Here is a 24,870-nt window from a genome sequence, read left to right as displayed (position 1 = left end):
TTTACTGGTTAAAGCGGTGCGCTTCACCCGTCTTTTAGTTATCCGTTGCAATCTTCCCTGTTGAAGCTGCTGCTCAAGGTTTAAGCAGGTGCGAAAGGCGGTGCGACAATTCGCCGCTGTTGCGACCGCACACAAGATGTGCTTGTTGTTCTCTCGCGTTCTCCTAAAGTGCAAGGTGCGGGTTCGACGTTAAAGTTAAATACATAGCTAACCTGAGTATTCAACCCGCACCGGAGGAAAATATGAAAACGCGAATCGCCCTTGTTTTCGCCATTGCGGGTTTGGCTGCCGCTTCTGTCCAGGCACAAGATTCCATGGTCAAGCCGCAGCAAACCATTCAGTTCAAGGCCAACGCGTACGGCTGCCTGTCGAAGGATAAACTCGACGCCGCTGATCAGCATGCGCAAGCTGGTGAACAGCAGAAGATGCAGGAATTCTTCTCCGGATATCAGTGCGTTTCCGCGCCGGAAAACTCGAGTTTCCGAGTTGTACGCGTGGTCGGGCACGATGTCGAATTCGTGAATGCCGGTAATAGCGATACGGAAGGTCTCTGGGCCAACGATCGATTCATCAAACAATAAGCTAAACGCCAACACTCCGGCGAAGCGCCGGAGTTTTTGACCGTCGCTATAAACCCTGTGGCTTTAAAAGCCAGGGGCTGTGAACCTGCGAGTTATAAATCGGCTGGGCATTCGTGCCTGGCCGTTTTTATTTCTACCCGCTCTTTCCATGAGATGAAGCCGATAAAAAAGCCGATGCGGCATTTCGATCCGCATCGGCAATACGCCTTCTCGCAAAGCGCAGGGAGAAACGTTTAACTGTTCAAACGGCGATCAATGCGAGTCGCGCGGCACGGGCGCGCCGCTCGATCCAACCAGGAAGTCGAGATCCGCGCCCTGGTCCGCTTGCAGCACATGATCGACGTAAAGCTTGTAGTAGCCGCGCGTAGGCGGCGCAGGCGGCTGCCACGCGGCACGGCGGCGCGCGAGTTCTTCGTCGGTGATATCCAGATGCAGACGGCGTGCGTCGACGTCGAGTTCGATCATGTCGCCGGTTTGGACGAAGGCGAGCGGGCCGCCCGCGGCCGCTTCCGGCGATACATGCAGCACCACCGAGCCGTACGCCGTGCCGCTCATGCGCCCGTCGGAAATACGCACCATGTCCGTGATGCCTTTTTGCAGCACCTTCTTCGGCAGCGGCATATTGCCGACTTCAGCAAAGCCCGGATACCCCTTCGGCCCCGCGCCCTTGAGCACCATGATGCAGTGCTCGTCGATGTCGAGCGAGTCGTCGTCGATCTTCGCGTGCAATTCCTCGATGGTCTCGAACACGACCGCGCGGCCACGATGCTTCAGCAGATGCGCCGTGGCCGCCGAGGGTTTGATCACCGCGCCGTTCGGCGCAAGGTTGCCCTTGAGCACGGCAATGCCGGCCTTCGGCTTGAACGGCTCGGCGAACGTCGTGATGACTTTCTCGTCGTGATTCGGCGCGTTGCGCACGTTGTCCCAGATCGTCTTGCCGTTCACCGTCAGCGCTTCGCGATGCAGCAGACCTTGCTCGCCGAGTTGCTTCAGCACGGCTGGCAAACCACCCGCGTAGTAAAAATCTTCCATCAGGTATTCGCCTGACGGCTGCAGATTCACCAGACACGGCACGTTCGAACCGAGCTCCCAGTCTTCCAGCGACAACTCGATACCGATGCGCTTGGCCAGTGCAATCAGATGCACGACCGCATTGGTCGAGCCGCCGATCGCCGCATTCGTGCGGATCGCGTTTTCGAAGGCCTGGCGCGTGAGGATCTTGTCCATCGTCAGATCCTCGCGAACCATATCGACGATGCGCCGGCCGGCCAGATGCGCGAGCACTTGCCGGCGCGCGTCGACGGCGGGAATCGCGGCGTTGTGCGGCAAGCCCATGCCGAGCGATTCGACCATCGAGGCCATCGTCGACGCCGTGCCCATCGTCATGCAGTGGCCGCGCGAACGGTTCATGCACGACTCGGCTTCGGTGAATTCTTCCTGCGTCATCGTGCCCGCGCGCACTTCCTCTGACATCTGCCAGACGCCTGTGCCGGAGCCGATGTTCTTGCCGCGGAAGCGGCCATTGAGCATCGGGCCGCCCGACACGGCGAGCGCGGGCAGATTGCACGACGCAGCGCCCATCAGCAGTGCCGGCGTGGTCTTGTCGCAACCGACCAGCAGAATCACGCCATCCATCGGATTGCCGCGGATCGATTCCTCGACGTCCATCGAAGCCAGATTGCGGAACAGCATCGCGGTAGGACGCAGATTGGTCTCGCCGAGCGACATCACCGGAAACTCGAGCGGCAAACCGCCTGCCTCGTGCACGCCTTTTTTCACGTACTCGGCCAGCTCGCGAAAATGCGCGTTGCACGGCGTCAGTTCGGACCACGTATTGCAGATGCCGATCACTGGACGTCCGTCGAATTCGTCGTGTGGGATGCCCTGATTTTTCATCCACGAACGATGCAGAAAGCCGTCGCGGTCTTTGAGGCCAAACCACGCCTGGCTGCGCAGCGGCTTTTTAGTCTGGTTGGAATCAGCCATGAAATCTCCTGTTGGCAAGCGTATATAGGGCAGGGCGCGTGTCAGTCGTCATCGTCAGTGCACGCGCTTGCTGCGGCGGTACTGATCGAACAGCACCGCGAGCAGCAGAATCCCGCCGCGAATCAGGTATTGATAAAAGGTCGGCACATTCATCAGGCTCATTGCGTCCTGCACGGAGCCCATGATCAACACGCCGACCAGCACACCGGAAATCGTTGCGACGCCGCCCGTCAGCGAAACGCCGCCGAGCACGCACGCCGAGATCACGCCGAGTTCGAGCCCGACCGAGGTTTTCGGATCGCCGAGACTCATGCGTGACGCCAGCATCACGCCTGCAAAGCCGGTCACGAGGCCCTGCAATACGAACACTGTGATCTTGATCCGCGTAACCGGCAAGCCCGCGAGCAAAGCGGCCTCGCTATTGCCGCCGACAGCCAGCACGTTCTTGCCGAACACGGTTTTCTTCAGCAGAAAACCGAACAGCACGAAGCCGACGATGTTGCTCCAGATCGGATACGAAATGCCGAGGAACGCGCCACCGCCGAGGTCGAAGAAACGCTCTTCGGAGATCATTACCGCGTCGCCGTTCGACGTGATGTAGGCGAGGCCGCGTACGACTTCCATCATCGCGAGCGTGACGATCAGCGAATTGATCTTGTAGCGCGCGACCAATACGCCGTTGACCAGTCCGACCGCGCCACCCGCGAGTACGCCGGCGGCGATGCCGATCATCACGCTATGCGTCGCGGTGATCAACGTGGATGCCACCACGCCCGCGAACGCGACGATCGAGGCCACCGACAAATCCACTTCACCCAGTGCGAGCACGAACATCATGGTCACGGAGATCGAACCGATCAGCGTGACGGAAAGCAGCAGGCCCTGGATGTTTCGCGAGCTTAAAAATTCCGGCACGGTGAACGACAAAGCCGCGAACAGGATGATGAACACCATCACGATGCCGGACTTGTTGATCAGGTCCCAGGTGCGTGCAGCGCGTGTACTGAAGCCCGCGGAAGCGACGGCTGGAGAAGAGGGGTCGGTTGAGGGTGTATGCATGATGTCTATTCCGTTTTCAATGGCGCGATTCAGTTGCCTTCGATGGCCTTCAGTTGCCTGATGAGTGCGGCGTCCTAGCGAGGCAGCGCGAGCTTGATCAGCGCATCCGGCGTGGCCTGCGCCTTCGGCAGATCGCCGACAATGCGGCCTTCCTTCATCACGATTACGCGGTCCGCGACGCCGATCACTTCGGCGAGATCGCTCGACACGACAATGACCGTGCGGCCCGCTTCAGCGAGCCCATATAGCAGGCCGTAAATCTCGCTGCGCGCGCCGACGTCGATGCCGCGCGTGGGTTCGTCCATCAGGAATACGTCGATGTTTTCGGCGAGCCAGCGCGACAGAATCACCTTCTGCTGATTACCGCCGGAAAGCGTGCCGATCGGCGTTTCGCCGTTACGCGTTTTGATCGAGAGCTTGCCGATGAACTCTTTGGCGGTCTGCGCTTCCTTCCTGCTGTTGAGCACGTTGAAGCGGCTGAAATGACGACGGCAACTGATGTTGAGGTTGTCCGACACCGAAGCGATCGAGACGATGCCTTCCTGCTTGCGATCTTCCGGACACAGCGCGACGCCCGCACGCACGGCATCGCGCGGCGTGGCGAAGCGCACGCGTTTTCCCTTGAGCGCGATCTCACCGGCGCTCGGTTTGACGGCGCCGTAAATCAGTTTCATCAGCTCCGAACGGCCTGCGCCCACCAGCCCGAAGAAGCCGACGATTTCGCCTTTACGTGCGGTAAAAGAAGCCGGTTCGCGCAAGCCGCGTCCCATCAGATCCCTGACTTCGAGTTGCAGGCCACCCAGTTCGCGTGAGCGATAGCCGTACACGTCGGCGATCGACCGGCCGACCATGCAACTGATCAGGCGATCGCGATCGAGTCCATCGCCGGCTTCAAACGTATCGATGCGGCGGCCGTCACGAAACACCGTGACGCGATCGCACAGTTCGTAGACTTCGTCCATCCGATGCGTGACGTAGATGATCGCGCGGCCCTCGGCCTTCAACGCGCGGATGATCCGGAACAACTGCGTGGTTTCGCGCGACGACAACGAACTGGTCGGTTCGTCGAACGCGATCACACGCGCGTCGCGCATCAGCGCCTTGCCGATTTCGATCATCTGCCGCTGACCGATCGACAGATTTTTCACCTGTTGCGACGGATCGATTTTTTCGCCGAGTCGTTCCAGTTCGCGCACCGCGCGTGCGACCAACGCTTTCTCGTCCAGCACGCCGAAGCGGTTGGGCAGGGCGCCGAGCATCAGGTTTTCGGCAACGGTCAGTTCGGGAACCAGATGCAGTTCCTGATAAATGATCGCGACGCCTGCAGCGATCGCCGCCTTGGTGGTGGTGAACTGCTGCTCGACACCATCGAGCAACAGGGTGCCCGCCGCCGGCTGATTCACGCCGGACAGCACTTTGAGCAGCGTCGATTTGCCGGCGCCGTTTTCGCCCATCAAACCGTGTACTTCGCCACGTCGCACTTCAAGCGACACCTGGTCGAGCGCGAGCACGCCGGGAAAGCGCACGGTGATGCCGTCGAGTTGCAGATACGGATCAGTCGACGTAAGCGTAGGCGAGGGCGCTTGCGCAGAGAACGCCGTTTCGCCTGTGTGAGAAACCGTCATCTAAAGCCTCTAGCGTGTGGACAAGCTGTGCGGGCCGATCTCGCGTTAATGTCAGCACGAACGTGAATGAGCGTGAATGAACGTGAAAAAGGCCCGCAGTGTGCAGACTCGAATACCGCTTAAATTCCGAGCTCTTTACGCACGTCCTGCCAGTTGCTGCGCACCATCAGCTTGCCGGTGGTTTGCGTGTCGGCGGGCGGCTGCTTGCCGTTCTTGATCCACTCGACGAGGTTCTCCGTGCTCTCCTTGCCGTGCATGGTCGAGCTCACGGCGATCGTGCCGTAGAAGCCCGTCGGTTCCTTCTTCTGGAACTCGGCAAACGCTTCGCCCGCACCGTTGATGCCGACGCCGATCACGTCCGCCGCCGGAATGTGCAGTTGTTCAGTCGCACGAACGCCGCCCAGCACGCTTTCCTCGTTGAGTGCGAAGATCACCCACTTCTTGATGTTCGGATGCTGCGCGAGCACCGGCGATGAGGCGTTGAAACCGCCTTCGTCATCGGTGGTCTTTTGCGGCGCGTCGAAGATGTTTTCCTTCTTGAAGCCGCCGGCCAGCAGCGTTTCCGTTGCGCCGTCCGTGCGCAGTTTGGCAGTCGGCAGTTCGTAGTTCGTGATGCGCAGCGCGCCGACTTCTTCCGGTTTCCAGCCGCGGCGTTTCATCTCTTCAGAGATCGCCGTACCGACCTGATTGCCGATCTTGAACGCGGACATGCCCAGATGCGGCACGTTCGGCAGCGGCTTGCCGGTGGAGTCGACCAGTTGATCGTCGACGGTGACGAACTTCATGTTGTAGCGCTTCGCACGCGCCTGGATCGCCGGTCCGAGCCGCACGTCGGGCGCGCAGATCACGAAACCTTTGGCGCCTTGTGCGCCGAGGTTATCGATCGCGGCCAGCACTTTTTCACCGTCCGGCGTGCCGATGTTGACCACCGAAAAGCCATCCTTCTGACCCAGTGCGGTGGCGGCTTTCTGTTCGTTGATGAACCACGCCTGCTCCGGCATCTTCACGAGGAAGCCGACTTTGAGCGGCGTGTCCGCGTGGGCGGAAAATTGCGAGGCAAAGGGCGCGGCGAGGGCCGCGGCGGCGATCGCGGATAACGTCAAACGGCGAAGCTTGCTGGTCATACTTGTCTCCTGAGGTTGAAAAGCTGCATTGGTTTCGTTTATTTGCAGCGGGGCGATACACGGTGGCGTCAGCCGGGGCGTGGATGGGTGATGGGGTGAGCCGTTCGAATCGCGGCAGCGTGCGCGGTGCAGTTCACGGCACGCTGAGCGGCGAGATTCGTAGCCAGGCGAATTGCGAGATATGCGGAAGCCACGGCGCTGCGCCGCGCAGCGGACTGAGCCGTAGAAGACGTGGCGAAATGAGCGTGTCTCATGGCCATCAACCCGCAACGTAGGCCGTTTTTACGGCCGTCCAGAAGGCTGCATCGGTTGCGCCATAGGCGGACGCCTTGCGACCGCCGCCGGGCGCGTGGTGCTCGACGGCGGTGGTCGGCAGATTGATCGTGACGAGGCCGCATTGCACGTGGCGGCGAAAATGCCGCGCGCGGTTCAGCGAGCGCGTGCAGACGCCGGCGCATAAACCGTAGGCGGTGTCGTTCGCGAGATGCAGCGCGTGGTCGTAGTCGTCGGCCTTCAGCACCACGGCAAGTGGACCGAAAACTTCTTCTCGCGCGATGCGGTGCTCGGGCTCGCCGATAAACAAAGCCGGTTCGAAAAAGTAGCCACGTGTCGCGCGTTCAAGCTGACGGCCGCCGTGCAGCAGTTGCGCGCCTTCCTGCTGGCCGACGCCTACGTAGTCAAGATTGCGCGCCAACTGCGCGGCGTTGGCGGCCGGGCCAATATCCGTGCCGTGCTTCAATGCGTGATCGACATTGAGCCTGGCGAGCTTCGTCTGCAGGGCATCGACGAACGGCTCGAACACCGCACGTTCGACGATCAATCGCGACGCAGCCGTACTGCGTTGACCGGCAAAGCTATACGCGCCGCTGAGGGCGGCATCGACGGCGCCGTCGAGATCGGCATCGGCCAGCACCACGAACGGGTTCTTGCCGCCCATTTCCAGCTGGACGCGCGCTTGCCGGGCCGCCGCCGCTTGCAAAACCCGCGTGCCGGTTTCCGCCGAGCCAGTGAAGCTGATCGCCGCCACCAACGGATGCGTGACGATCCGCGCGCCGACCTGCCGGCCGCTGCCCATCACGAGATTGAATACGCCGGCCGGCAAACCGGCGCGGCTGACGATCGACGCCAGCGCCGCCGCGCAGCCCGGTGTCGATTCGGCCGGTTTGAAGACGATGCAATTGCCGTGGGCGAGGGCCGCGCCGATCTTTGCCGCAGCGATCGCCAGCGGCGCACTCCATGGCGCGATGATGCCGATTACGCCGAGCGGTTCGCGCGTCACGTCGATCTCGACGCCGACGCGCGCCGATGCCCCGGCCTCGGCAAACGTGCGGAGTGCCTCGGCAGCGAAAAACTTGAAGATCTGGCCGGCCCGCGTTGCTTCGGCCAAGGCTTCCGGCAGCGTTTTGCCGACCTCGCGCGCCAGCAGCCGGCCCAGTTCGTCACGGCGCGCAAGCATCTCGCTGCCGATCGCATCGAGCGCATCCGCACGGCGCTGCGCCGAACCCAGAGACCATTCGCGGAATGCCGCGCTCGCTGCTTCGATCGCGATATCGGTCTGCCTGGCATCGGCCCGCACATATTCGCCGACCGGTTCATCCAGATCCGACGGATTGAGCGACACGCCCGTGGTCGCGCCCGTCTCCCAGCCGCCATTGATGTAATGGCGGAATGGACTGGCAACGAGCGGGACGAGCGGATCGCGATTCATCGAAGGAAGGGGCGCCACATGAGGAAGCTCAAAGTCCACGAATGGTATGAGCCACCCCAATAACTTTCCAATCCCTTTTTAGGCCATCCCGATATCATTTTCGATATGGCATGATGGAGACCTGGTGACGGCAAATCGTCCGAAAGACGGCATCGAGCCGCATAGGGAGACAAGGCCATGACGCGTAGCTATTCGAACTGGTTCGTGCGGGCGCGGCTCAAGACGCGGCAATTGCTGCTGCTTGCGGCGATGGAAGAGGAGGGCAACGTCCGGCGTGCCGCGGACGTGCTCGGCATGACGCAGCCCGCCGCGTCGCGGCTCCTGAAGGAGCTCGAGGACATGCTGGGGGTGAGTCTGTTCGACCGCACGCCGCACGGCATGCACGCCACCCTGTACGGCGAAGTGATGATCCGTCACGCGCGCATGGTGCTTTCGAACCTCAGCCACGCGCACGACGAAATCTCGGCACTGCGCGCCGGTCTGGCCGGCCAGGTGCGCATCGGCGTGATCGCCGCGGCCGCCGCGACGATGGTGCCGCGCGCCATCGCCAGCGTGAAAGAACGTTATCCCCAGTTGCAAATCTGGGCGGAAGTGGAAACGTCAGACGTGATGCTGCCGAGGCTCGCCGAAGGCGAACTGGACATCATGATCGGCCGGGTGCTGGAGCGGCAAAACCAGTTCAAGACGGAAGTGCGCTACGAACCGCTCGCCGACGAACCGCTGTGTGTGGTGGCACGCCCCGGCCATCCTCTCGAAAATGAAACAGGTTTGACACTGCGCGGAATCGTCAACGCGAGCTGGGTTTTGCACCCGCCGGGCAGCGTTTTGCGCCATCGCTTTGATCTGATGTTTTCGCAGATCGGACTAAATCCGCCCCAGAACGTCGTCAATACCAACAATTTTCTGGCGATTTCGAGCTTATTGCTCCAAAGCGACATGTTGGCGGTTTTACCTGACGAAGTGGCGCGTCAGTACCAACAGTACGGCGTTCTCAAGCAGATACCGATCGATTTACCGTGCAGAATGGATACATTCGGTATCATCACGCGCCAGTCGCATCTGCTTTCGCCAGCGGCCTCCGTCGTGCTCGAAGCCTTGCGGCAAGCCGCTGCCGAGGTGTATGGCACTGCTTTCGAGCCGGCAGTGGCGCGATAAATGCTTCTCCCGTTGCAATAGTCGCAATTGCAGCCGACGTCAGGCTCGGGAGGAACACGCGATGTACAACACACACGGAAAACGGCAACGCGCCGTCGACGATTCTTTTTCTGTTCGCTCCGGTGGAGCGAGCGCCTGGTTTAGTAACGGCATGGCTCTCAAATCGACGATTTACAAGGCGGAACTCCAGATCGCCAACATGGACCGGCACTACTACGCCGACCATTCCCTGACGATCGCCCGCCACCCCTCGGAAACCGACGAACGGATGATGGTCCGCGTCGCCGCCTTCGCGTTGTTCGCGCAGGAGCGCCTCGAATTCTGCAAAGGTTTGTCGGATGTCGACGAACCGGACCTGTGGCAGAAGGATCTCACCGGCGCGATCGAAACCTGGATCGAAGTCGGCCAGCCGGACGAACGGCGCATTGCCAAGGCGAGCGGCCGCTCGAACGAAGTGATCGTGATCGCCTATGGCGGCCGCACCTCGGACATCTGGTGGCAAGGTGTGCGCGGCAAGGTCGAACGCATGCGCAACGTGACGGTGTGGACGCTCGGCGAAGACATCGCCGCGGCGCTCGGCAAGCTCGCCGAGCGGACCATGCGTCTGCAATGCACCGTGCAGGACGGCGAAGCGTGGCTCGGCAGCGCCGAGGCCGATGCGGTGAAGATCGAGTGGACGGTGTTGAAGGCGCCCGCCGACGCCTGATAATTACAGCGACGTCGCGCGCGCCGCTTCGGGCGGTCCTTTGAGTTCGACCATATTGCCCTCCGGGTCGAACAGATACAGCGATTGCCCAAACCCGTCCGCGCCGTAGCGCAAAGCGGCCTCGCCAGGCCGCGCACCGTGTTCGGCCAGATGCGCCCTGAGCGCCTCGGCGTCGAACGGCTCGACGCGCAAACATACGTGGTCCATATTCCGACCTGCGCCGGGCACGCCGTTTTCGGGGTGATCGAGCTTCGCGCCTACCTTTAGCAGGTCGATCAGCGAACGCCCCGCGCGCAACTGCGTCAGGCCCAGATCGGGCTGCTCTTTCTCGACGCTGCAGCCGAGCACCTCGCAATAAAAGCGCCTCATCTCCGGAACGTTCGACGCCCGAATGACGATGTGGTCGATCTCGCGAATGTGGATTTTCATGTCGAACGCCCCTTGGCCGGTTCGCAGAATGGATGAACCGCCACCACAGTTTAGAAGAAAGGACGGCGCAGCGAGAGCGGGCCACGAACCGGCCATAAGGGCCGTATCAGGAATGAACAGACGAAAAAAAGCCCGCTCTATGTGGAGCGGGCTGAATCCATATCAGGAGGAGACATGGAGGAGACAAGTACTAATATACACATGGGGTTGGTGCGACGCAATAACTTTTTAAGGGAAAACCCGACATCGTGCCAAATTGTCGCAGTTTGAGGCGAAACGAGCGTCTGGCGGGGCTTCCGGCCCTACGAGGAAGCGCAATGACAGAGCAAGAACCGGGGCGTAGTGTGTTGGCATGCGGCTTACATTGGTGAGCATCGACACCGACTTTCCGGGACCATCATGAACCGCACCGACCGTACCGAAATCGCCAGCGAAACCGCCGCCGGCGCCAACAGTTGGGCCACCGACGCCGAGCGTTGGGACGCCGTCACCCGCCGCGAGCCGCAAGCCGACGGCGCGTTCTTCTACGCCGTCAAAACGACGGGCGTGTTCTGCCGCCCCTCGTGCGCATCGCGCCAGCCGCGCCGCGAAAATGTCGCGTTCTTCACCGACGCCAACGCCGCGCGCGCCGCCGGCTATCGCGATTGCAAGCGTTGCCAGCCCGGCGGCCTGCCGCGCGAGCTGGAGATCGTCAATCGCGCTTGCGCCGCGCTGGATGCGGATCCGCAGCAGCGTCTCACGCTCGCGCAATTGAGCGACGCCGTGCACGTCAGCCCGTTCCACTTGCAGCGCCTGTTCAAGCGCGTGGTGGGTGTGTCGCCGCGTCAGTATCAGGCCGCCCAGCGCGGCGCCGCATTGCGCACCGCGCTGCAGAGCGGGTCGGACGTGACGCGCGCCACGCTCGACGCCGGCTTCGGCTCGCCGTCGCGGATGTACGACAGCGCCTCGGCCGAATTGGGCATGGCGCCCTCCGCATTTCGCCGCAAAGGCGCCGGGCTCACCGTGCGCTACGCCAGTGCGCCGACCTCGCTCGGCTTCGTGCTGATCGCGGCAACCGACAAAGGCATCTGCAAGATCGGTTTCGGCGACGACGCCGCGATACTCGCCGAGGACTTGCGCGGCGAGTTCGCGAACGCCGAGCTGGTTGAAGACGCAACACGCCTCGCACCGTTCGTCGCCCAGATCGACGCCTATCTGCGTGGCACCCGTCAGGACTTCGACCTGCCGCTGGATATCGCCGCCACCGCGTTCCGGCAACGTGTGTGGGACGCGCTGCGGCGCATTCCCTACGGTGAGACGCGCAGCTATTCCCAGATCGCGGAAGCGGTCGGCTCACCCCGCGCCGTGCGCGCGGTCGCGAGCGCGTGCGCGACGAATCCGGTCGCGCTGGCGATTCCATGTCATCGGGTGGTACAAAAGGGCGGGGCGCTGGCGGGGTACCGCTGGGGCCTGCCGCGCAAAGCCGCTCTGCTCGACAACGAAGCGCGGCACGCCGGCGACGTTTCGCCCGCCAAGCCAGATCGCCGCGAGCATGCCGCCAATGCAACTCCCACCAACCTGGACCACGCCGCGTGAGCACGCTTGACGACGTCGCAACACTCGAACTGCCCTTCAAACCACCCTTCGACTGGCCGCGTCTGCTGCGCTTTTTCGGCGGACGCGCGACACCCGGCGTCGAAGCGGTCGAAGACGGCGCCTATCGCCGCGCGATCGATTGGGCCGGCGACAGCGGCACGCTGACCGTGCGCCTGCATCCGCGCAAACGCTGCATCGTCGCGAACATTGAAGGTCCCGTGAGCCGTCATGCCGATGCGCTCGCCGCACCGATCGCGCGGATGTTCGACCTACACGCCGACCCGAAGAAGATCGGCCGCGAACTGGCCGCCGACCCATGGCTCGCGCCGTTGATCGAAGCCGTGCCGGGCTTGCGTGTGCCAGGCGCGTGGTCGGGCTTCGAGCTGGTGGTGCGCGCCATTGTCGGACAGCAGGTCAGCGTGAAGGCGGCGACCACGATCATCGGACGATTGGTGCAGCGTGCCGGCGAACGCATCGAAGGTCATCCGCATGACAACACTGCGTGGCGCTTTCCGACGCCCGCCGCGCTCGCGGCTGTGGATCTGGACAAGATCGGCATGCCGGGTAAACGCGTAGCGGCGTTGCAAGGCTTCGCGCAGGCGGTCGCTTCAGGCGACGTGCCGCTCGACAGCAGCATCGCCGACGCCGGCAGCCTGCGCGCAGCGTTGCTCGCTCTGCCTGGCATCGGTCCATGGACCGTCGAGTATGTGGCGATGCGCGCATGGCGCGATGCCGACGCGTGGCCGGCATGGGACCTCGTGCTGATGCAGTCGATCTGCGCACGCGATCCGGCGCTCGTGCGGCCCACGCAGCAACGCATCCGTACCGACGCGTGGCGGCCGTGGCGCGCGTACGCGGCGATGCATCTGTGGAACGAGGTAGCGGATCGGGCGGGAGCCGCGCGCGGCGGCTAAGGCGGTGGGACACGCAGGGAGTGAGGCGGCACGGATGTAAGTGGGCCGTGCAAGCGGCGCCTCCTCGCGGTGGCTGGGATCATTCAACATCTAGGGAGCAACGCCGCGCGGACCGGCGAACCGGGAGCTGGCGGTCTCGCGCGGAAGCGAAGGTCATACGCCAGTCGGAAACAAACGCGGATCGCGCGCCGGGCGCGGGCGAGGTAGAGCGACGAGGCACAGGGCGGGCCGATTCGTCCGGCAAACAGGCCGGGTTGCGTGGTCCGAGGGCCCGCCGAAGCGGCCTCAAGCAGCCGCCGTGGCGAGATGTTAAAGTGCCCGCTACCCGAAAATTCCGCCGAACGTTGTCAACCGCGCAGTGCTGCACGTAAGCAGCGAAGCGGCACATGGCGGCCGACAACGCCCGACTCGCATCAATGCCAAACACGACATCCTCCCGCACGAACGACGCGTTCTCGCACCGCCTGTCCGTGCTGACCTCAGGCCCGCAGCGCGATGCGCTGGTACGCGGCTTGCGCGGCATCGAAAAGGAAAGCCTGCGCGTGACGCACGACGGCAAGCTCGCCATGACGCCGCATTCGCGCGCGCTCGGCTCGGCGCTCACGCATCCCTCGCTCACCACCGACTATTCCGAAGCGCTGCTCGAACTGATCACGCCGGCCGAACACGACGTCGCGATCACGCTCGAAAAGCTCGATACGCTGCATCGTTTTGTCTACGCGGAGCTCGGCGACGAGATCCTGTGGAACAACTCCATGCCGGGCCTGCTGCCCGAAACGGACGACGGTATTCCGATTGCGCGCTACGGCTCGTCGAATATCGGCAAACTGAAGTACGTGTACCGCATTGGCCTGGCGCTCCGTTACGGCCGCACCATGCAGTGCATCGCCGGCATCCACTACAACTATTCGCTGAACGAAGAAGTGTGGCGGGTGTTGCATACCGACCAGCAATCCACGGCAACCGCCGTCGATTTTCAGTCCGACCGTTACCTCGCATTGATCCGCAATTTTCGCCGCAGCAACTGGCTGCTGATGTACCTGTTCGGCGCGTCGCCGGCACTGGATCGCCGATTCCTCCGTGACCGCCAGCACACGCTCGAAACCTTCGACGCCGACACGCTGTATCGCCCGTATGCGACCAGCTTGCGCATGAGCGACCTCGGTTACTCGAACACCACCGCGCAAGCCGCGCTGCACGCCGACTATGACACGCTGCCGGGCTACCTCGACGCGCTCGCGAAGGCCGTGAGCCAGCCGTACCCCGCGTACGAGGCGATCGGCACACAGCGCGACGGCGAGTGGGTGCAGATCAACACGAATGTGCTGCAGATCGAAAACGAGTTCTATTCGACGATTCGTCCGAAGCGCGTGACGTATCCCGGCGAGCGTCCGTTGCATGCATTGGCTGCGCGTGGCGTGCAGTATGTCGAAGTGCGCTGCATGGACATCGATCCATTCGAGCCGACTGGCATTTCGCTGGAGACATCGCGTTTTCTCGACGCTTACCTGCTGGTCTGCGCACTCGACGACAGCGCGCCGCTGCCGCCGGACGCGTACGCGGAGGCGAATCAGAACTTCGGCCGCGTGACGATGGAAGGCCGCAAGCCGGGCCTCGAGCTGATGCGCGACCGCCAACCGGTTGCGATGACGGATTGGGCGAACGAACTGTTCGTCAAGATCGACGCAGCCGCGGCAACGCTCGACGCGTTGCACGGTGGCGACGCGCACGCACGCGCCGTTGCGGTTCAGCGCGCGAAGCTGGCGGACGCATCGCTGACACCGTCCGCGCGCGTATTGCAGACGATGCGCGACAAACAGCAGAGCTTCCTCGCATTCGGCCTCGAGCAAAGCGAGGCGCACGCCGCCTGGTTCCGCTCGCGTCCGCTGGACGCCGCGCAGACGAAGGAATTCACCGACCTCGCGGCACAGTCGTTGGCGGAGCAGACCAAACTTGAACAGGAAGAGGTCGGTTCATTCGACGCGTTTGTCGCGGCATACCGGGCGTACACCCTGAACCGCTTTAGCGTCTAAACGACAGAACGCAGACCATGACCTGAACAGCAGAAAGCAGATCGTACCCTGATGCCGTTCGATTAACACCGAACGGCATTTTCATTTATGAAGTAGACAGCGGCCTTGGAGGCCGCTTTTTTATTGCGCCCGGGTAACGCCTACGCAGAGCGGTGCGGGACGTATGACCACACCGGCAAAATCTCCGCTTGTTAGACGATTCACGGATGCGTATGAAACACCGGGCCGGGGATACGGTCCAACATGAATGACCCGCTCCAGAGAGGGAGGCTTCGACGTGATGAGAAAAGATCTGTTGGCCGTGCTGTGTCTGGTGGCGACGGCGGGATGTTCGACGCAGGGGCAGGTTGACCCGGACGTGATGCAGATCGCGACAACGCCGTTGACGTGTTCGAGCAAAGTCGAATGTGATGTCTGGTGGCAGCGTGCGCAGGCGTGGGTAACGAGCCATTCGAAGTACAAGGTTGAATCTGCGACTGACACGTTGATCCAGACTGCCGGCCCGGACGGTGGCAAGCGTGCTCTGGCGTACCAGATCACGCGCACGCCGAACCCGGACGGCACAGCGACGATAGGATTTGCTGCGCATTGCGACGGCTCGCTGGGTTGCAAACCGAACCCATGGGAGGCGGGCGCCGACTTCAAGGAATACGTCCGAGGCACCGCGCCGCAGAGCGACGCAAAACCCTCGCAACCAGCCCCAACGGCAATGCACCCGGACGCATCAGGCCAGTCAATCCCGGGAACGAGTGGGGAAGCAATAACGCAGTGAGGGAAAAAACGGAAAACGATAACGCCGTGAGCGAGGAGAGAAAGCGTTCACGGATGAAATGCGGGTGTGATGCCGAGAACAACTCGCGACAAAAAATGCAAACGGCAGCTCAAGAAAAACCCTTCGGCGCGCGCAGCGCCGCCGGAAGAATGACGGCTTTGTCACTCACGCCGAATGTGCGAGAACACAGATTCCAGATGCACCACTACCGTGACTGCGCGGGGGACCCGCTTATAAGCTGGCGGTGTGAGCCGCTTTCTTTTGCCTACTTTTCTTTGCGGCAAGCAAAGAAAAGTAGGTGCCTGCCCCGCACAGGGGCGACGCGAATAAACCAATAAGAAAACAAGGAAAGGCCAACACCGTAGGGCAACCAGACCAAGGAAAGCCCAACACCGCAGGCCAACAGACGAACAGGCAAAAAAAGACCCTTAATGCCCCACAGAAGCCCCAACCCCCTTCCGGGGCTTAGTCACCCAAACCAACACAGCCAGCACAAGAAACCCCGCACAAGAAATCCGGAAAAAATCATTAGTCGCCATCATATAAGCCTGCGCCGTAACAATCTGATTCAACTGCGCAGTAACACCATCACCAGAAAGCCCAAGCCCCCCCAACGCGTTGGTAAAAGCATTTGTATTCGCCGAATAAACATTCACCGAATCAGCCAACATCGCATGATGGTAGATCGTATCGTTCTCCCAGTACGTCGTACTGATAGCCGTCCCGATCGCCCCGGACAAAGTCCGAAAAAAGTTCGACAAACCAGAAGCACTAGCGAGCCGCTCATCAGACACGCTGGACAGCGTAATCGTAGTCATCGGCACGAAGAAGCAGGCGACACCGATGCCTTGCACCAACCGTGGCCAGATCACGTGATTGAACGGCACATCGAGCGTAAAAGTCGAGTTCCAGAACGACACGAAAGCAAACACGATGAACGCAAAACTCGCCACCACGCGCAGATTCAGCCGATGCATGTTCCTGCCGATCATCGGCGACAAAAACAGCGCGAGAATGCCGACCGGCGCGGTTGCCAGACCGGCAAGCCCAGCGGTGTAACCCATCACCGTCTGCAACCAGAGCGGGAAGATCACCACCGACCCGAAGAACGCCATAAACCCGAACGAAATAATCACCACGCCGAGCGCGAAATTACGATCCCTGAATAGCGAAAGATCGACAACGGGTTCCTTGTCCGTCATCTCCCACACCAGCAGGAATGCAATCGCCACCACCGCGATAATCGCCAGCGTGACAATGAACGTCGAGTTGAACCAGTCGCGATCCTTGCCGAGGTCGAGCACCATCTGCAGGCACGACACGCCGATCACGAGCAACGCGAGTCCGACCGCGTCGATACGCTGTTTGGTGACCTTGGTCTCGCGGCCGCGCAGCAGCAGGAACGCGCACACCGCCGAGAACAGACCGATCGGCACGTTGATGTAGAAGATCCACGGCCATGTGTAGTTGTCGGTGATATAGCCGCCCATCACGGGCCCGAAAATTGGCGCGCAAATCACGGTCATCGCCCAGAGGCCGAGCGCGAGTCCGCGTTTTTCCGGCGGGTATGAACGCATGAGAATCGTCTGCGAAAGCGGGACCATTGGCCCCGAGACGAGCCCTTGCACGAGCCGGAACGCGATCAGCGACTCGAAGTTGTGCGCGAAGCCGCACAACGCCGAGGCGATCGTGAACAGCAGAACCGACAACGTGAACAGCCGCACTTCGCCGACGCGCCGCGCGAGCCAACCGGTCAGCGGCACCGCGATCGCCGAGGCCACGGAATACGACGAGATGACCCAGGTGCCCTGACTGGTCGCCACGCCGAGGCTGCCGGAAATGGTCGGCACCGCGACGTTCGCGATCGACGTGTCGAGCACTTCCATGAACGTACCGAGCGCGAGACCGACGGTGAGCAACGCCAGCGTCCCGCCCTTGAGCGGAGCGAGTTCGGCGCCGGGTAGGGCTTCGGCGGGAGCCGTAGCAGCCATGTGTTTCTCCTCAACTGGGAAAGCTTGTCGCGGCAGCTTTATCGCACCTTTCGAATGGCGCGCTTACATGCTGCATCACCCTCTGCCCAGACAGATATTTTCAAACGATGGCGCTTGCAAAAGCGCCTCCTGGTTACTGCCCGCCGTGATCCGGCAACGGCTCTTCGGGTGAGTCTTCCAGCGATTCCTGCGACGCTCCGAGGCCGCAACACGCGCTCGCCCCCTCGCCGATGCCGTTCGCAATGAAACGGCCGAGCAGGTCGAGCAAGGCGGCGTGGTCCGCAGCGGAAAATCCGCGCAATTGCTCGTTCAGCACGGCGGCTCCCAGAGCGGGCAATTGCCGCGCGGCTTCGTGGCCCTGCGGCGTCAGCTCCAGCTTGACCATCCGACGGTCGGCGTCGCTGCGCGAACGTGCCACAAAGCCTTTCTTTTCAAGGCGATCGAGCAAACGCGTCATCGATCCGCTGTCGTACGACATGACGCGCGACAACTCGAACGGCGTGCTCGCGCGTTGCGCAGACAGCACCAGAATCACGCCGATTTGCTGGGCGGTCAGCCCTAGCGGTTTGACCGCACGGTCCATCCGCTCGACAAGCACGTTTCGCGCTTTCGTCAGGTAATAGCCAAGACTCGATTCGAGGTGAATCTCGTCCGCGTTGTAGGGCCCATCGGTCATCGTGTATCCGGGAACATCGTCTAGCAGAACGGATTTTAGCTGCCTAAGCAGACAAGTCAAATTCATTTCACGCTGTGCGGACGGCGCAAAAAACAACACCCCAGTTCCGCGCGAAGCAAAGTATCTTGAAATTTAATTGCATAGTCAATATTATTATAGGCAACGAGTTACGCGCGACCCGCGCCACCCGAGACCATGTTCTGACCGACTGCCTGCACGCCGCGATGGCGCCGTGCAAAAAGGATTTCCCCCGATGCTGTACCTCAAAAACACCCTTGGCGGCTTGAGCCGCTCCCTGACCGATTCCGCGCTAAGCAGCTTTCAAGGGCCGCATCGCTGGTGGAAACTGGCGTTGTTCGCTGTGCTGTTCGTGCTGCCCGGTGGATCGGTGGGGGTCGCGGTGCTTGCGTGGGCGGAGCATCGGCGGGGGCAGAAAGGCGCTAAGGCAGCCCCAGAGGAATCGGCGGTGCCCTCCGTCGCAGTGACGAGTGTCGTTGTAGCCACGAGTGCTGCTACAAGCGCTGCGGGTGCTTGCCAGGCGCGCCTGGGTGCGCCGTGCCGGGCGGCGGCTGGCAAGCTGGCCCGGCAGACTACTTCATCGGATTCGCGGGTTTAATTCCGGTCTGACAAAGCTGTCCTTCGTTGCCTGCATGGCGTTTTTACCGCCGCCAGAGGCAACGAAGCCGGTAATAGCATGTAACCATCCCGACACCCTAAGTAACACACCTCCTTCTCCCCCCGCATTACCCTTTCAGTTTTCCGCGCCTGAGCGGCTCCATACGCTAACATCCCGGCAGAGCCATGATCTCGACCGGCAGTGCCGCCATAGGCCGCACTGCGGCGTCCTGAAGGAATCCATTGCATGCAGTTTGATCGAATCTCGCGCGCGCGGACGATTACGCCCCGCGTCCTGACTATTGCGGTCGCAGCGGCCCTCGCCACCCTGCTGGCCGGTTGTGTGGTCGGCCCCGACTACAAAACGCCCACGGCCGAGATCCCCGCTTCCTACAAGGAAGCCGCCCCAGGCTGGAAAGTCGCCCAGCCAGCCGATCGGCAAGACCGCGGCGACTGGTGGACCATTTACGAAGACCCGCAACTCAATGCGCTTGAAGACAAGCTGAACGCGTCGAACCAGACCATCGCCCAATTTGCCGCCGCCTACCGGCAAGCACGCGCGCTGGTCGGTGAAGCACGCGCGGCGTATTTCCCGACTGTCGGTGCATCGGCGGGCGCTACGCGCTCAGGCAACGGTTCATCGTCCAGCACCACCACGTCGAGCCGCTCCGGCGTCAGCAACAGTTTCAATGTGCAACTCGACGCAAGCTGGGAGCCGGATCTGTGGGGCTCGGTCACGCGTTCGGTGAATGCGCAGAAAGCCGGCCAGCAAGGCGCCGCCGCCGATCTCGCGAATGCGCGCCTGTCCGCGCAGGCCACGCTCGCGCAAACCTATTTCTCGCTGCGCGCGCTCGACTCCACCCAGAAGCTGCTCGATGACACCGTCGCGGCCTATCAGCGCTCGCTGCAACTCACGCAGAACCAGTACGCGGCAGGCGTCGCCGCGCGCTCGGACGTGATTCAGGCGCAAACGCAGTTGCAATCGGCACAGGCGGCCGCGATCGACAACGGTGTGCAACGCGCGCAGGACGAACACGCGATCGCCGTACTCGTCGGCGAACCGGCCTCGATTTTCTCGATTCCGCCGATGCCGCTCACCGCCACACCGCCTGCGGTACCCGAGCAGATGCCGTCGGCGTTGCTCGAGCGGCGCCCGGATATCGCGTCGGCTGAGCGCAAGGCGGCGGCAGCGAATGAACAGATCGGTGTCGCGATTGCCGCGTTCTTCCCTTCGCTGACACTGTCGGCTACCGGCGGCTTCGAAAATTCCGTGTTCTCGCAATTGCTGACCGCGCCGTCGCGCTTCTGGACGGTCGGGCCGCAGCTTGCCGCGACCCTGTTCGATGCCGGCTTGCGCCAGGCAAAGACCGAAGCCGCACGCGCTGCCTACGATCAGGACGTCGCGGCATACCGCCAAACGATTCTGGCCGCGTTCCAGGACGTCGAGGACAATCTCGCCTCGCAGCGCATCCTCGAACAGGAAATCGTCGTGCAACGGCAAGCGGTGGATTCGGCGAGGCAAGCGCTAGCCATCGTCACGAACGAGTACAAGGCAGGCACGGTCGGCTACGTCAACGTGCTGACCGCGCAGACCACCGCCTTCACGGCGGAGCAGAAACTGGAGACCATCGCCGGACAGCGGATGGTGTCGTCGGTGGGTCTGGTGAAGGCGCTCGGCGGCGGCTGGGACGTAGCGCAAATGAATCGCGAAACGGGCGATGTGGTAGCACCCGCGCCGCTGCCGGCAGCGTCCGCAACGCCTGTGGCGCAAAACGGCACCGCGTCGCAGCCGGCGCAGAGCAACTAGGCGAGGGGCAAACCGGCCCCCGCTTCGCTCCGCACGGCACGGCACGGCACGGCACGGCACGGCACCAGCGTCGCACAGCACACACTGCGGCGGTGAGGACGGCACGCGCTCACACGGCACAGCTTCGCACGGCACAGCTTCGCACGGCACAACCCCCGTACCGCAATCGCGCACCCGCGCGAGGCACCCGTCTCAGTGGACGAACGTCAACGCGACCGTATCCGGTCCGCTTGGCCGTCCCAACAGATTCAGCAGCCCCGCGAGGTTGTCGCGCGCTTCCGGGGCGGCACTGGCCGTCCCATGAAACGACGTCAAGGCCGGCGACACGCTGCCATTGCCGGTCAGCATCAGCGGCCCCTTGAGGGTCGTCAGATCCAGCGTGGACGACACCCCTTGCGCCTGGAACAGCAGCCGGTAAGAACCCAGCGGCTTGACCAGCGAGACACGCGAACTGACGTCGTTCAGCGTCACCGTCAGTTGCCCGAACGCTTCCTGATTGAAGCTGCGCCAATCGGACCACGCGAGACGCACGTCGCCTTGCAGATCGAGCGTGTTGAAAGGCGCGCCGAGGCCGCTCAGCAACGAGGCCGGCACCGTCATCGCGCCCGGCGTGACGATGGCGCTGCGCGGCGTAACGTCGACGGTGATCGGGTCGGGCATTGCTTCGCTCTGCCGCATGATCATCCGCACACGGCCGGTGAAGAGCGGCCAGAACGCCGTGCGCCATTCGATCCGCCCCGGCAACAGGGTCGCCGCGCTCATGTCGGAACCGGCGGCCAGCATCAGCGTGGCCGAACCGTGCCACAACGAGCCGGCCGGGTCGACGAGATTGACGTGACCATGGGTCTGTCTGGCGAACTGCGGTGTGATCCAGGCGGCCGGCAACAACGTGAGTATCACGGCCGCGCTCGCCAGTATCGCGACCGCCAGCCAAGGTAGCGCGACGCGCAGGCGCCGCATCCAGTAATTCATGCGAGATCCTGTAACGGCGCGGTCATTTCGCGGTGGACGGCTGCAACGATGCCGTCAGATCCACCTGGCCGTCTTCCTTGAGCGCGGTCACATGCGCCTCGGCGACCTGCACCTTGAACTGCTTGCGCACATCGTCGACCCAGCTCGTCCAGGCGGGGAACGACGCGTTCTTCATCTGGATCTGCACCGCGTTGCCGATTACCTGCACCTGGGTCGCGGCCAGGCCGTGATCGCTGAGCGAGGCGGTGAGCGCGTCCTTCAGCGCGGCGCCGGTCGGTGCGACGCCTTGCGCCGCCGCGGAAAGCTGGCGCGCTTCATTCGATTGCGCGGTCATCTGCGCCAACTGGCGCTGCAACGTAGGCAGCGATTCACGCAGATGCGCGCGGCCATCCTGCGCCGGCGCCCACAGCACCGACCATGCGATCACCACGGCCAGCACGCCGCCGCCCCACGCCAGCAACGTTTTTTCACGCTCGGTGCGCTGGTCCCAGAATCCAGCCCAGCTTTGGGCGAGTTCAGCTTTCATTGTCCGTTCCTGATGGTCCACTTGCCGGTGTTGCTATCGATCGCGCCGGTCAGCCCGTTGCGCGCGAGGCGCTTGGCGAAATCGGCATCGAGTTTCACCTCGGGCTTGAAGGTCACATCGAGCCGCCGATCGTGATAGTCGAGCGCGGCGATGCCGTTGACCGGCACCGGCGCCAACGAACGCGCGAGACCATCGGCGAGCGACAGAAAATCGTCCGGCGACAGTTCACCCGCCGCCACGCGCAACTGCTGCAACTGACGCGACATCTGATCGGGCGCATCGAGCACGACCGTCGTCTTCGGGAAGGTATTGAGGAACAGCTCGGTCATCTGCGTGTTGATCGCATCGCGCTGACGCGCGAGCATCAGCCACTGCACATTCGCGCCGATGATCGCGACCACCAGCGCGCCGACCGCCAGCATGACCGGCAGACGCAGACGCCGCAGCGTCGCGCGGTCGAGCCGCCACGGCTGCGAGGCGAACTCGAACTGACACAGATCGAAGCGGCACTCCAGCGCGCGCCGCGCGAGTTGCTCGAACGGCAGTGGGCTGGCTCCATGGATATGAGCAGCGAGTCTCGCGGGGCTGGTTGCAGCGAGACCTGGCTCGTTGCCCGGCACCTCGGTCAGCATGTATAGCGAAACCGGCGCCGCGCCAGCAAGCGCGGCGAGCGTCGCGTTCACAGCGTTAGCCGGCACCGCCAGCCCTTCGCCTTGCACGCCGCGCGCGATAGCCAGTTCGACGCGCGGTACACCGCTGCTGACCATCGCGCTTTCAATCGCGCCTTCGAGCAACAAGGCGGGCGCGGTCTGGACCACGGCGCCGAGCACGGCCGCCACCATCGGCACCGCCGACGCGACGCCTGGCGCCACCACCGGTGCGACACCCGGCAGCGACGTCGCCACGCTAGCCGAGCCCGCCATGACCGGCTCGCCCGCGTTGACCGTTTCCGCGACTTCGGCGGGTGTATCGAGCGCCACGGCTTGCGGCAGGCAGCGCGTGACCGGCACGGCGCGCATGCTGCGGTGGCCTGCTGCGGCAAAGGCCTCGCAGATGAAGCGGAACCAGCCCCGGTCAATGATCGCGAGCAATTGCCGGCCGCCCGCGACCGGCTGCGGGTCGACGGCAATATGGCAGGTTTGCGGGTCCTGGATCAGCTGATCCTCGACGATATTCGGCAACGCCTGACGCAGCCGCGGGCCGCGCAATGGCGGCAGCTTGGCGGGCATCATCAGCAGGTCGCGGGCGGCGACCATCAGCACCGTCGACGAAGCGCGCGGCAGCAGCGCGAGCGCCGAGCGGCCCGCACGTTGGGTGCGGCCCGACTTGTCGAGCAGCACGAACGGCAGGTCCGGCAGTTGCCATTCCTGCGACGGCACCGCCGGATCACGCGGCGGCAATAGAACGATCAGCGTGCTCAAAGGCCACTCTCTCTGGGAAAGGCGTTATTCATAATTGGTCTTGCACCCGCACGATACGCGTAGTGTGAGTCAATGCGTCGCGATAGACGAGGGTCGTGCGGTCCACTTCCGCGCGTTCGTGCTGCACGCGGCCGTGGATCAGAAAGTAATTCGTGTTGACGTCCATTTCGCTCGCATCGACGCCGGCCGACGGTACGCCGGCGCCGGTCAAGGCGAGTTGCACATCGCTGACGTTATGGAAAAACACTGTCTGCCGGCGCGCGACAAAGGCTTGCGCGGACGACAGATTCATTCCCGGCACGATCGCCGCGATCACTTCGGCGGAGGCGGTATTCATGTTGACGGCCGATACCGTCGGCAGCACGGTGACGAACGGCCGCAAGCGCGCGACCATTTCCGGCGTATAGCCTGGGATGTCGAGCAGCGAATCGACGCTGATCATTTGCAGCGGTGCGAGCGCCGCGTTGTCGTCGCCGTCTTCCATACCGGGTTTGTCGGTGAAGCTGCCGCCGGTGGCGCCGCCCTGCGGGGTCGGGGTCGTTGTTGTGCCGGTGGTGGACGTGACCGTCTGGAAGCGTGTCGCCGATTGAGCGAGACTCGCGCGGACCTGCACGGCGGTGTTTTTGGCCAGTTGGCTGTTCACGCCGAGAGACACGAGCAAACGCTGATAAGCGCCGATCTGTTCCGTGTTCAGTTGCATGACGCCCGGCGCCGGGCTCGATACCAGATTGCGGAGGTTGAATTTCGCCTGGGCGTCTTCGATCGAACCGGAGAGATAGGTGTCCTGGCCTTGTTCGGCTCTGACTTCACCTATTTGCCCGAGGAAATCCGACAGGCGGGTTTTGGCGATGGGGACGCCCCACAGGCCACCCAGATAGGTGATGCCGGCTGAGGTGTCGCCCTCCGAGCGGAGGATCAGGCGCGTCCAGTCGAGTGCGCCGCGGGCTACCCATTGCGCCTGGGATAGGAGGCGCTGGTTTTCTATCCGGCGGATTTGGACTTGCTGGCGCCAGAGCATGCCCGATACTAAGATCGCTGATAGCGCGACTACTAGGAGGGCGCTGATTATTGCTGCGCCTCTTTGGTTTGCGTGCAGGTGTTGTTTGGGTTGTGCGCCTGCGGCGTTGGCCTTTTCTTGGTTTGCTTGTGGCTGCTTTCCTGGCTGTGTGCCTACGGCGTTGGCCTTTCCTTGTTT

At 62.8% G+C, this 24,870-nt stretch carries 21 protein-coding genes; 9 read left to right on the top strand and 12 right to left on the bottom strand.

The annotated features are described in order from the left end of the window. The first annotated feature begins 242 nt into the window (after positions 1 to 242). Positions 243 to 581, top strand: coding sequence for a surface attachment protein Sap1 (sap1, locus tag ACOSV0_RS20315; RefSeq protein ID WP_434107916.1), 339 nt, complete (start codon positions 243 to 245; stop codon positions 579 to 581). 252 nt (positions 582 to 833) lie between these two features. Here the strand turns inward: sap1 and ACOSV0_RS20310 are convergent, their stop codons facing one another. The 5 genes from ACOSV0_RS20310 to ACOSV0_RS20290 form a co-directional block, all read right to left on the bottom strand. Continuing rightward, entirely contained in the window at positions 834 to 2,567 is a 1,734-nt protein-coding gene (locus ACOSV0_RS20310; RefSeq protein ID WP_434107915.1) for an IlvD/Edd family dehydratase, read from the bottom strand. 54 nt (positions 2,568 to 2,621) lie between these two features. Then, positions 2,622 to 3,626, bottom strand: a complete 1,005-nt coding sequence (gene araH / locus ACOSV0_RS20305) for an L-arabinose ABC transporter permease AraH (protein WP_434107914.1) — start codon at positions 3,624 to 3,626, stop codon at positions 2,622 to 2,624. Between the two features lie 74 nt (positions 3,627 to 3,700). Further along, positions 3,701 to 5,251, bottom strand: a complete 1,551-nt coding sequence (gene araG / locus ACOSV0_RS20300; protein ID WP_434107913.1) for an L-arabinose ABC transporter ATP-binding protein AraG — start codon at positions 5,249 to 5,251, stop codon at positions 3,701 to 3,703. A gap of 119 nt (positions 5,252 to 5,370) precedes the next feature. After that, a complete protein-coding gene (locus ACOSV0_RS20295) occupies positions 5,371 to 6,375 on the bottom strand; it encodes an arabinose ABC transporter substrate-binding protein (RefSeq protein WP_434107912.1) in 1,005 nt (334 codons plus the stop codon). 259 nt (positions 6,376 to 6,634) lie between these two features. Next, positions 6,635 to 8,083 (bottom strand): aldehyde dehydrogenase family protein, encoded by a 1,449-nt coding sequence (locus ACOSV0_RS20290; RefSeq protein ID WP_434107911.1) that lies wholly within the window; start codon positions 8,081 to 8,083, stop codon positions 6,635 to 6,637. Positions 8,084 to 8,260: 177 nt separating this feature from the next. Between ACOSV0_RS20290 and ACOSV0_RS20285 the strand changes: the two genes are divergently transcribed. Together ACOSV0_RS20285 and ACOSV0_RS20280 are read left to right on the top strand one after the other, a co-directional pair. Further along, positions 8,261 to 9,238, top strand: a complete 978-nt coding sequence (locus ACOSV0_RS20285; protein WP_434107910.1) for a LysR family transcriptional regulator — start codon at positions 8,261 to 8,263, stop codon at positions 9,236 to 9,238. Between the two features lie 151 nt (positions 9,239 to 9,389). After that, positions 9,390 to 9,944 (top strand): YaeQ family protein, encoded by a 555-nt coding sequence (locus ACOSV0_RS20280; RefSeq protein WP_434107908.1) that lies wholly within the window; start codon positions 9,390 to 9,392, stop codon positions 9,942 to 9,944. A 3-nt stretch (positions 9,945 to 9,947) separates the two neighbouring features. Here the strand turns inward: ACOSV0_RS20280 and ACOSV0_RS20275 are convergent, their stop codons facing one another. Continuing rightward, positions 9,948 to 10,373, bottom strand: a complete 426-nt coding sequence (locus ACOSV0_RS20275; protein WP_434107906.1) for a VOC family protein — start codon at positions 10,371 to 10,373, stop codon at positions 9,948 to 9,950. Between the two features lie 399 nt (positions 10,374 to 10,772). On the opposite strand from ACOSV0_RS20275, the gene ada reads away from it, so the two are divergent. From ada to ACOSV0_RS20255, 4 genes are all read left to right on the top strand, one after another. Continuing rightward, positions 10,773 to 11,948, top strand: coding sequence for a bifunctional DNA-binding transcriptional regulator/O6-methylguanine-DNA methyltransferase Ada (ada, locus tag ACOSV0_RS20270; protein ID WP_434107905.1), 1,176 nt, complete (start codon positions 10,773 to 10,775; stop codon positions 11,946 to 11,948). Then, a complete protein-coding gene (locus ACOSV0_RS20265; RefSeq protein WP_434107904.1) occupies positions 11,945 to 12,862 on the top strand; it encodes a DNA-3-methyladenine glycosylase family protein in 918 nt (305 codons plus the stop codon). The genes ada and ACOSV0_RS20265 overlap by 4 nt, the downstream gene beginning before the upstream one ends. Positions 12,863 to 13,278: 416 nt before the next feature. Continuing rightward, positions 13,279 to 14,895, top strand: coding sequence for a glutamate--cysteine ligase (gshA, locus tag ACOSV0_RS20260; RefSeq protein WP_434107903.1), 1,617 nt, complete (start codon positions 13,279 to 13,281; stop codon positions 14,893 to 14,895). 280 nt (positions 14,896 to 15,175) lie between these two features. After that, the gene (locus ACOSV0_RS20255; RefSeq protein ID WP_434107902.1) at positions 15,176 to 15,667 is read left to right on the top strand and encodes a hypothetical protein; all 492 of its coding nucleotides are present in this window, start codon (positions 15,176 to 15,178) and stop codon (positions 15,665 to 15,667) included. Between the two features lie 428 nt (positions 15,668 to 16,095). Here ACOSV0_RS20255 and ACOSV0_RS20250 read toward each other — a convergent pair whose 3' ends face one another. Further along, the gene (locus tag ACOSV0_RS20250) at positions 16,096 to 17,658 is read right to left on the bottom strand and encodes a DHA2 family efflux MFS transporter permease subunit (protein ID WP_434107901.1); all 1,563 of its coding nucleotides are present in this window, start codon (positions 17,656 to 17,658) and stop codon (positions 16,096 to 16,098) included. A 133-nt stretch (positions 17,659 to 17,791) separates the two neighbouring features. Further along, complete coding sequence (locus ACOSV0_RS20245) at positions 17,792 to 18,334, bottom strand: MarR family winged helix-turn-helix transcriptional regulator (protein ID WP_434107899.1); 543 nt, start codon at positions 18,332 to 18,334, stop codon at positions 17,792 to 17,794. Positions 18,335 to 18,587: 253 nt separating this feature from the next. Here ACOSV0_RS20245 and ACOSV0_RS20240 point away from each other — a divergent pair, with 253 nt between their 5' ends. Together ACOSV0_RS20240 and ACOSV0_RS20235 are read left to right on the top strand one after the other, a co-directional pair. Beyond that, positions 18,588 to 18,950 (top strand): hypothetical protein, encoded by a 363-nt coding sequence (locus tag ACOSV0_RS20240; RefSeq protein ID WP_434107897.1) that lies wholly within the window; start codon positions 18,588 to 18,590, stop codon positions 18,948 to 18,950. Positions 18,951 to 19,196: 246 nt separating this feature from the next. Continuing rightward, positions 19,197 to 20,756, top strand: a complete 1,560-nt coding sequence (locus ACOSV0_RS20235) for an efflux transporter outer membrane subunit (protein ID WP_434107896.1) — start codon at positions 19,197 to 19,199, stop codon at positions 20,754 to 20,756. Between the two features lie 192 nt (positions 20,757 to 20,948). Here the strand turns inward: ACOSV0_RS20235 and ACOSV0_RS20230 are convergent, their stop codons facing one another. From ACOSV0_RS20230 to gspK, 4 genes are read right to left on the bottom strand one after another with little or no spacing between them, the layout of a single operon-like run. After that, positions 20,949 to 21,728, bottom strand: coding sequence for a type II secretion system protein N (locus ACOSV0_RS20230; protein WP_434107895.1), 780 nt, complete (start codon positions 21,726 to 21,728; stop codon positions 20,949 to 20,951). A 22-nt stretch (positions 21,729 to 21,750) separates the two neighbouring features. Then, positions 21,751 to 22,254 carry a type II secretion system protein M gene (locus ACOSV0_RS20225; protein ID WP_434107893.1) on the bottom strand — a complete coding sequence of 168 codons (504 nt, stop codon included), beginning with the start codon at positions 22,252 to 22,254 and terminating at the stop codon, positions 21,751 to 21,753. Then, positions 22,251 to 23,675 (bottom strand): type II secretion system protein GspL, encoded by a 1,425-nt coding sequence (gspL, locus tag ACOSV0_RS20220; RefSeq protein WP_434107892.1) that lies wholly within the window; start codon positions 23,673 to 23,675, stop codon positions 22,251 to 22,253. Before gspL ends, ACOSV0_RS20225 begins: the two co-directional genes overlap by 4 nt. Positions 23,676 to 23,703: 28 nt before the next feature. Next, entirely contained in the window at positions 23,704 to 24,771 is a 1,068-nt protein-coding gene (gspK, locus tag ACOSV0_RS20215) for a type II secretion system minor pseudopilin GspK (protein WP_434110341.1), read from the bottom strand. Positions 24,772 to 24,870 lie beyond the last annotated feature (99 nt).

Origin of the sequence: Paraburkholderia caffeinilytica (assembly GCF_051027425.1) — a bacterium.
Classification (GTDB): domain Bacteria; phylum Pseudomonadota; class Gammaproteobacteria; order Burkholderiales; family Burkholderiaceae; genus Paraburkholderia; species Paraburkholderia caffeinilytica_A.
This window is presented reverse-complemented; position numbering and strand designations above follow the sequence as displayed.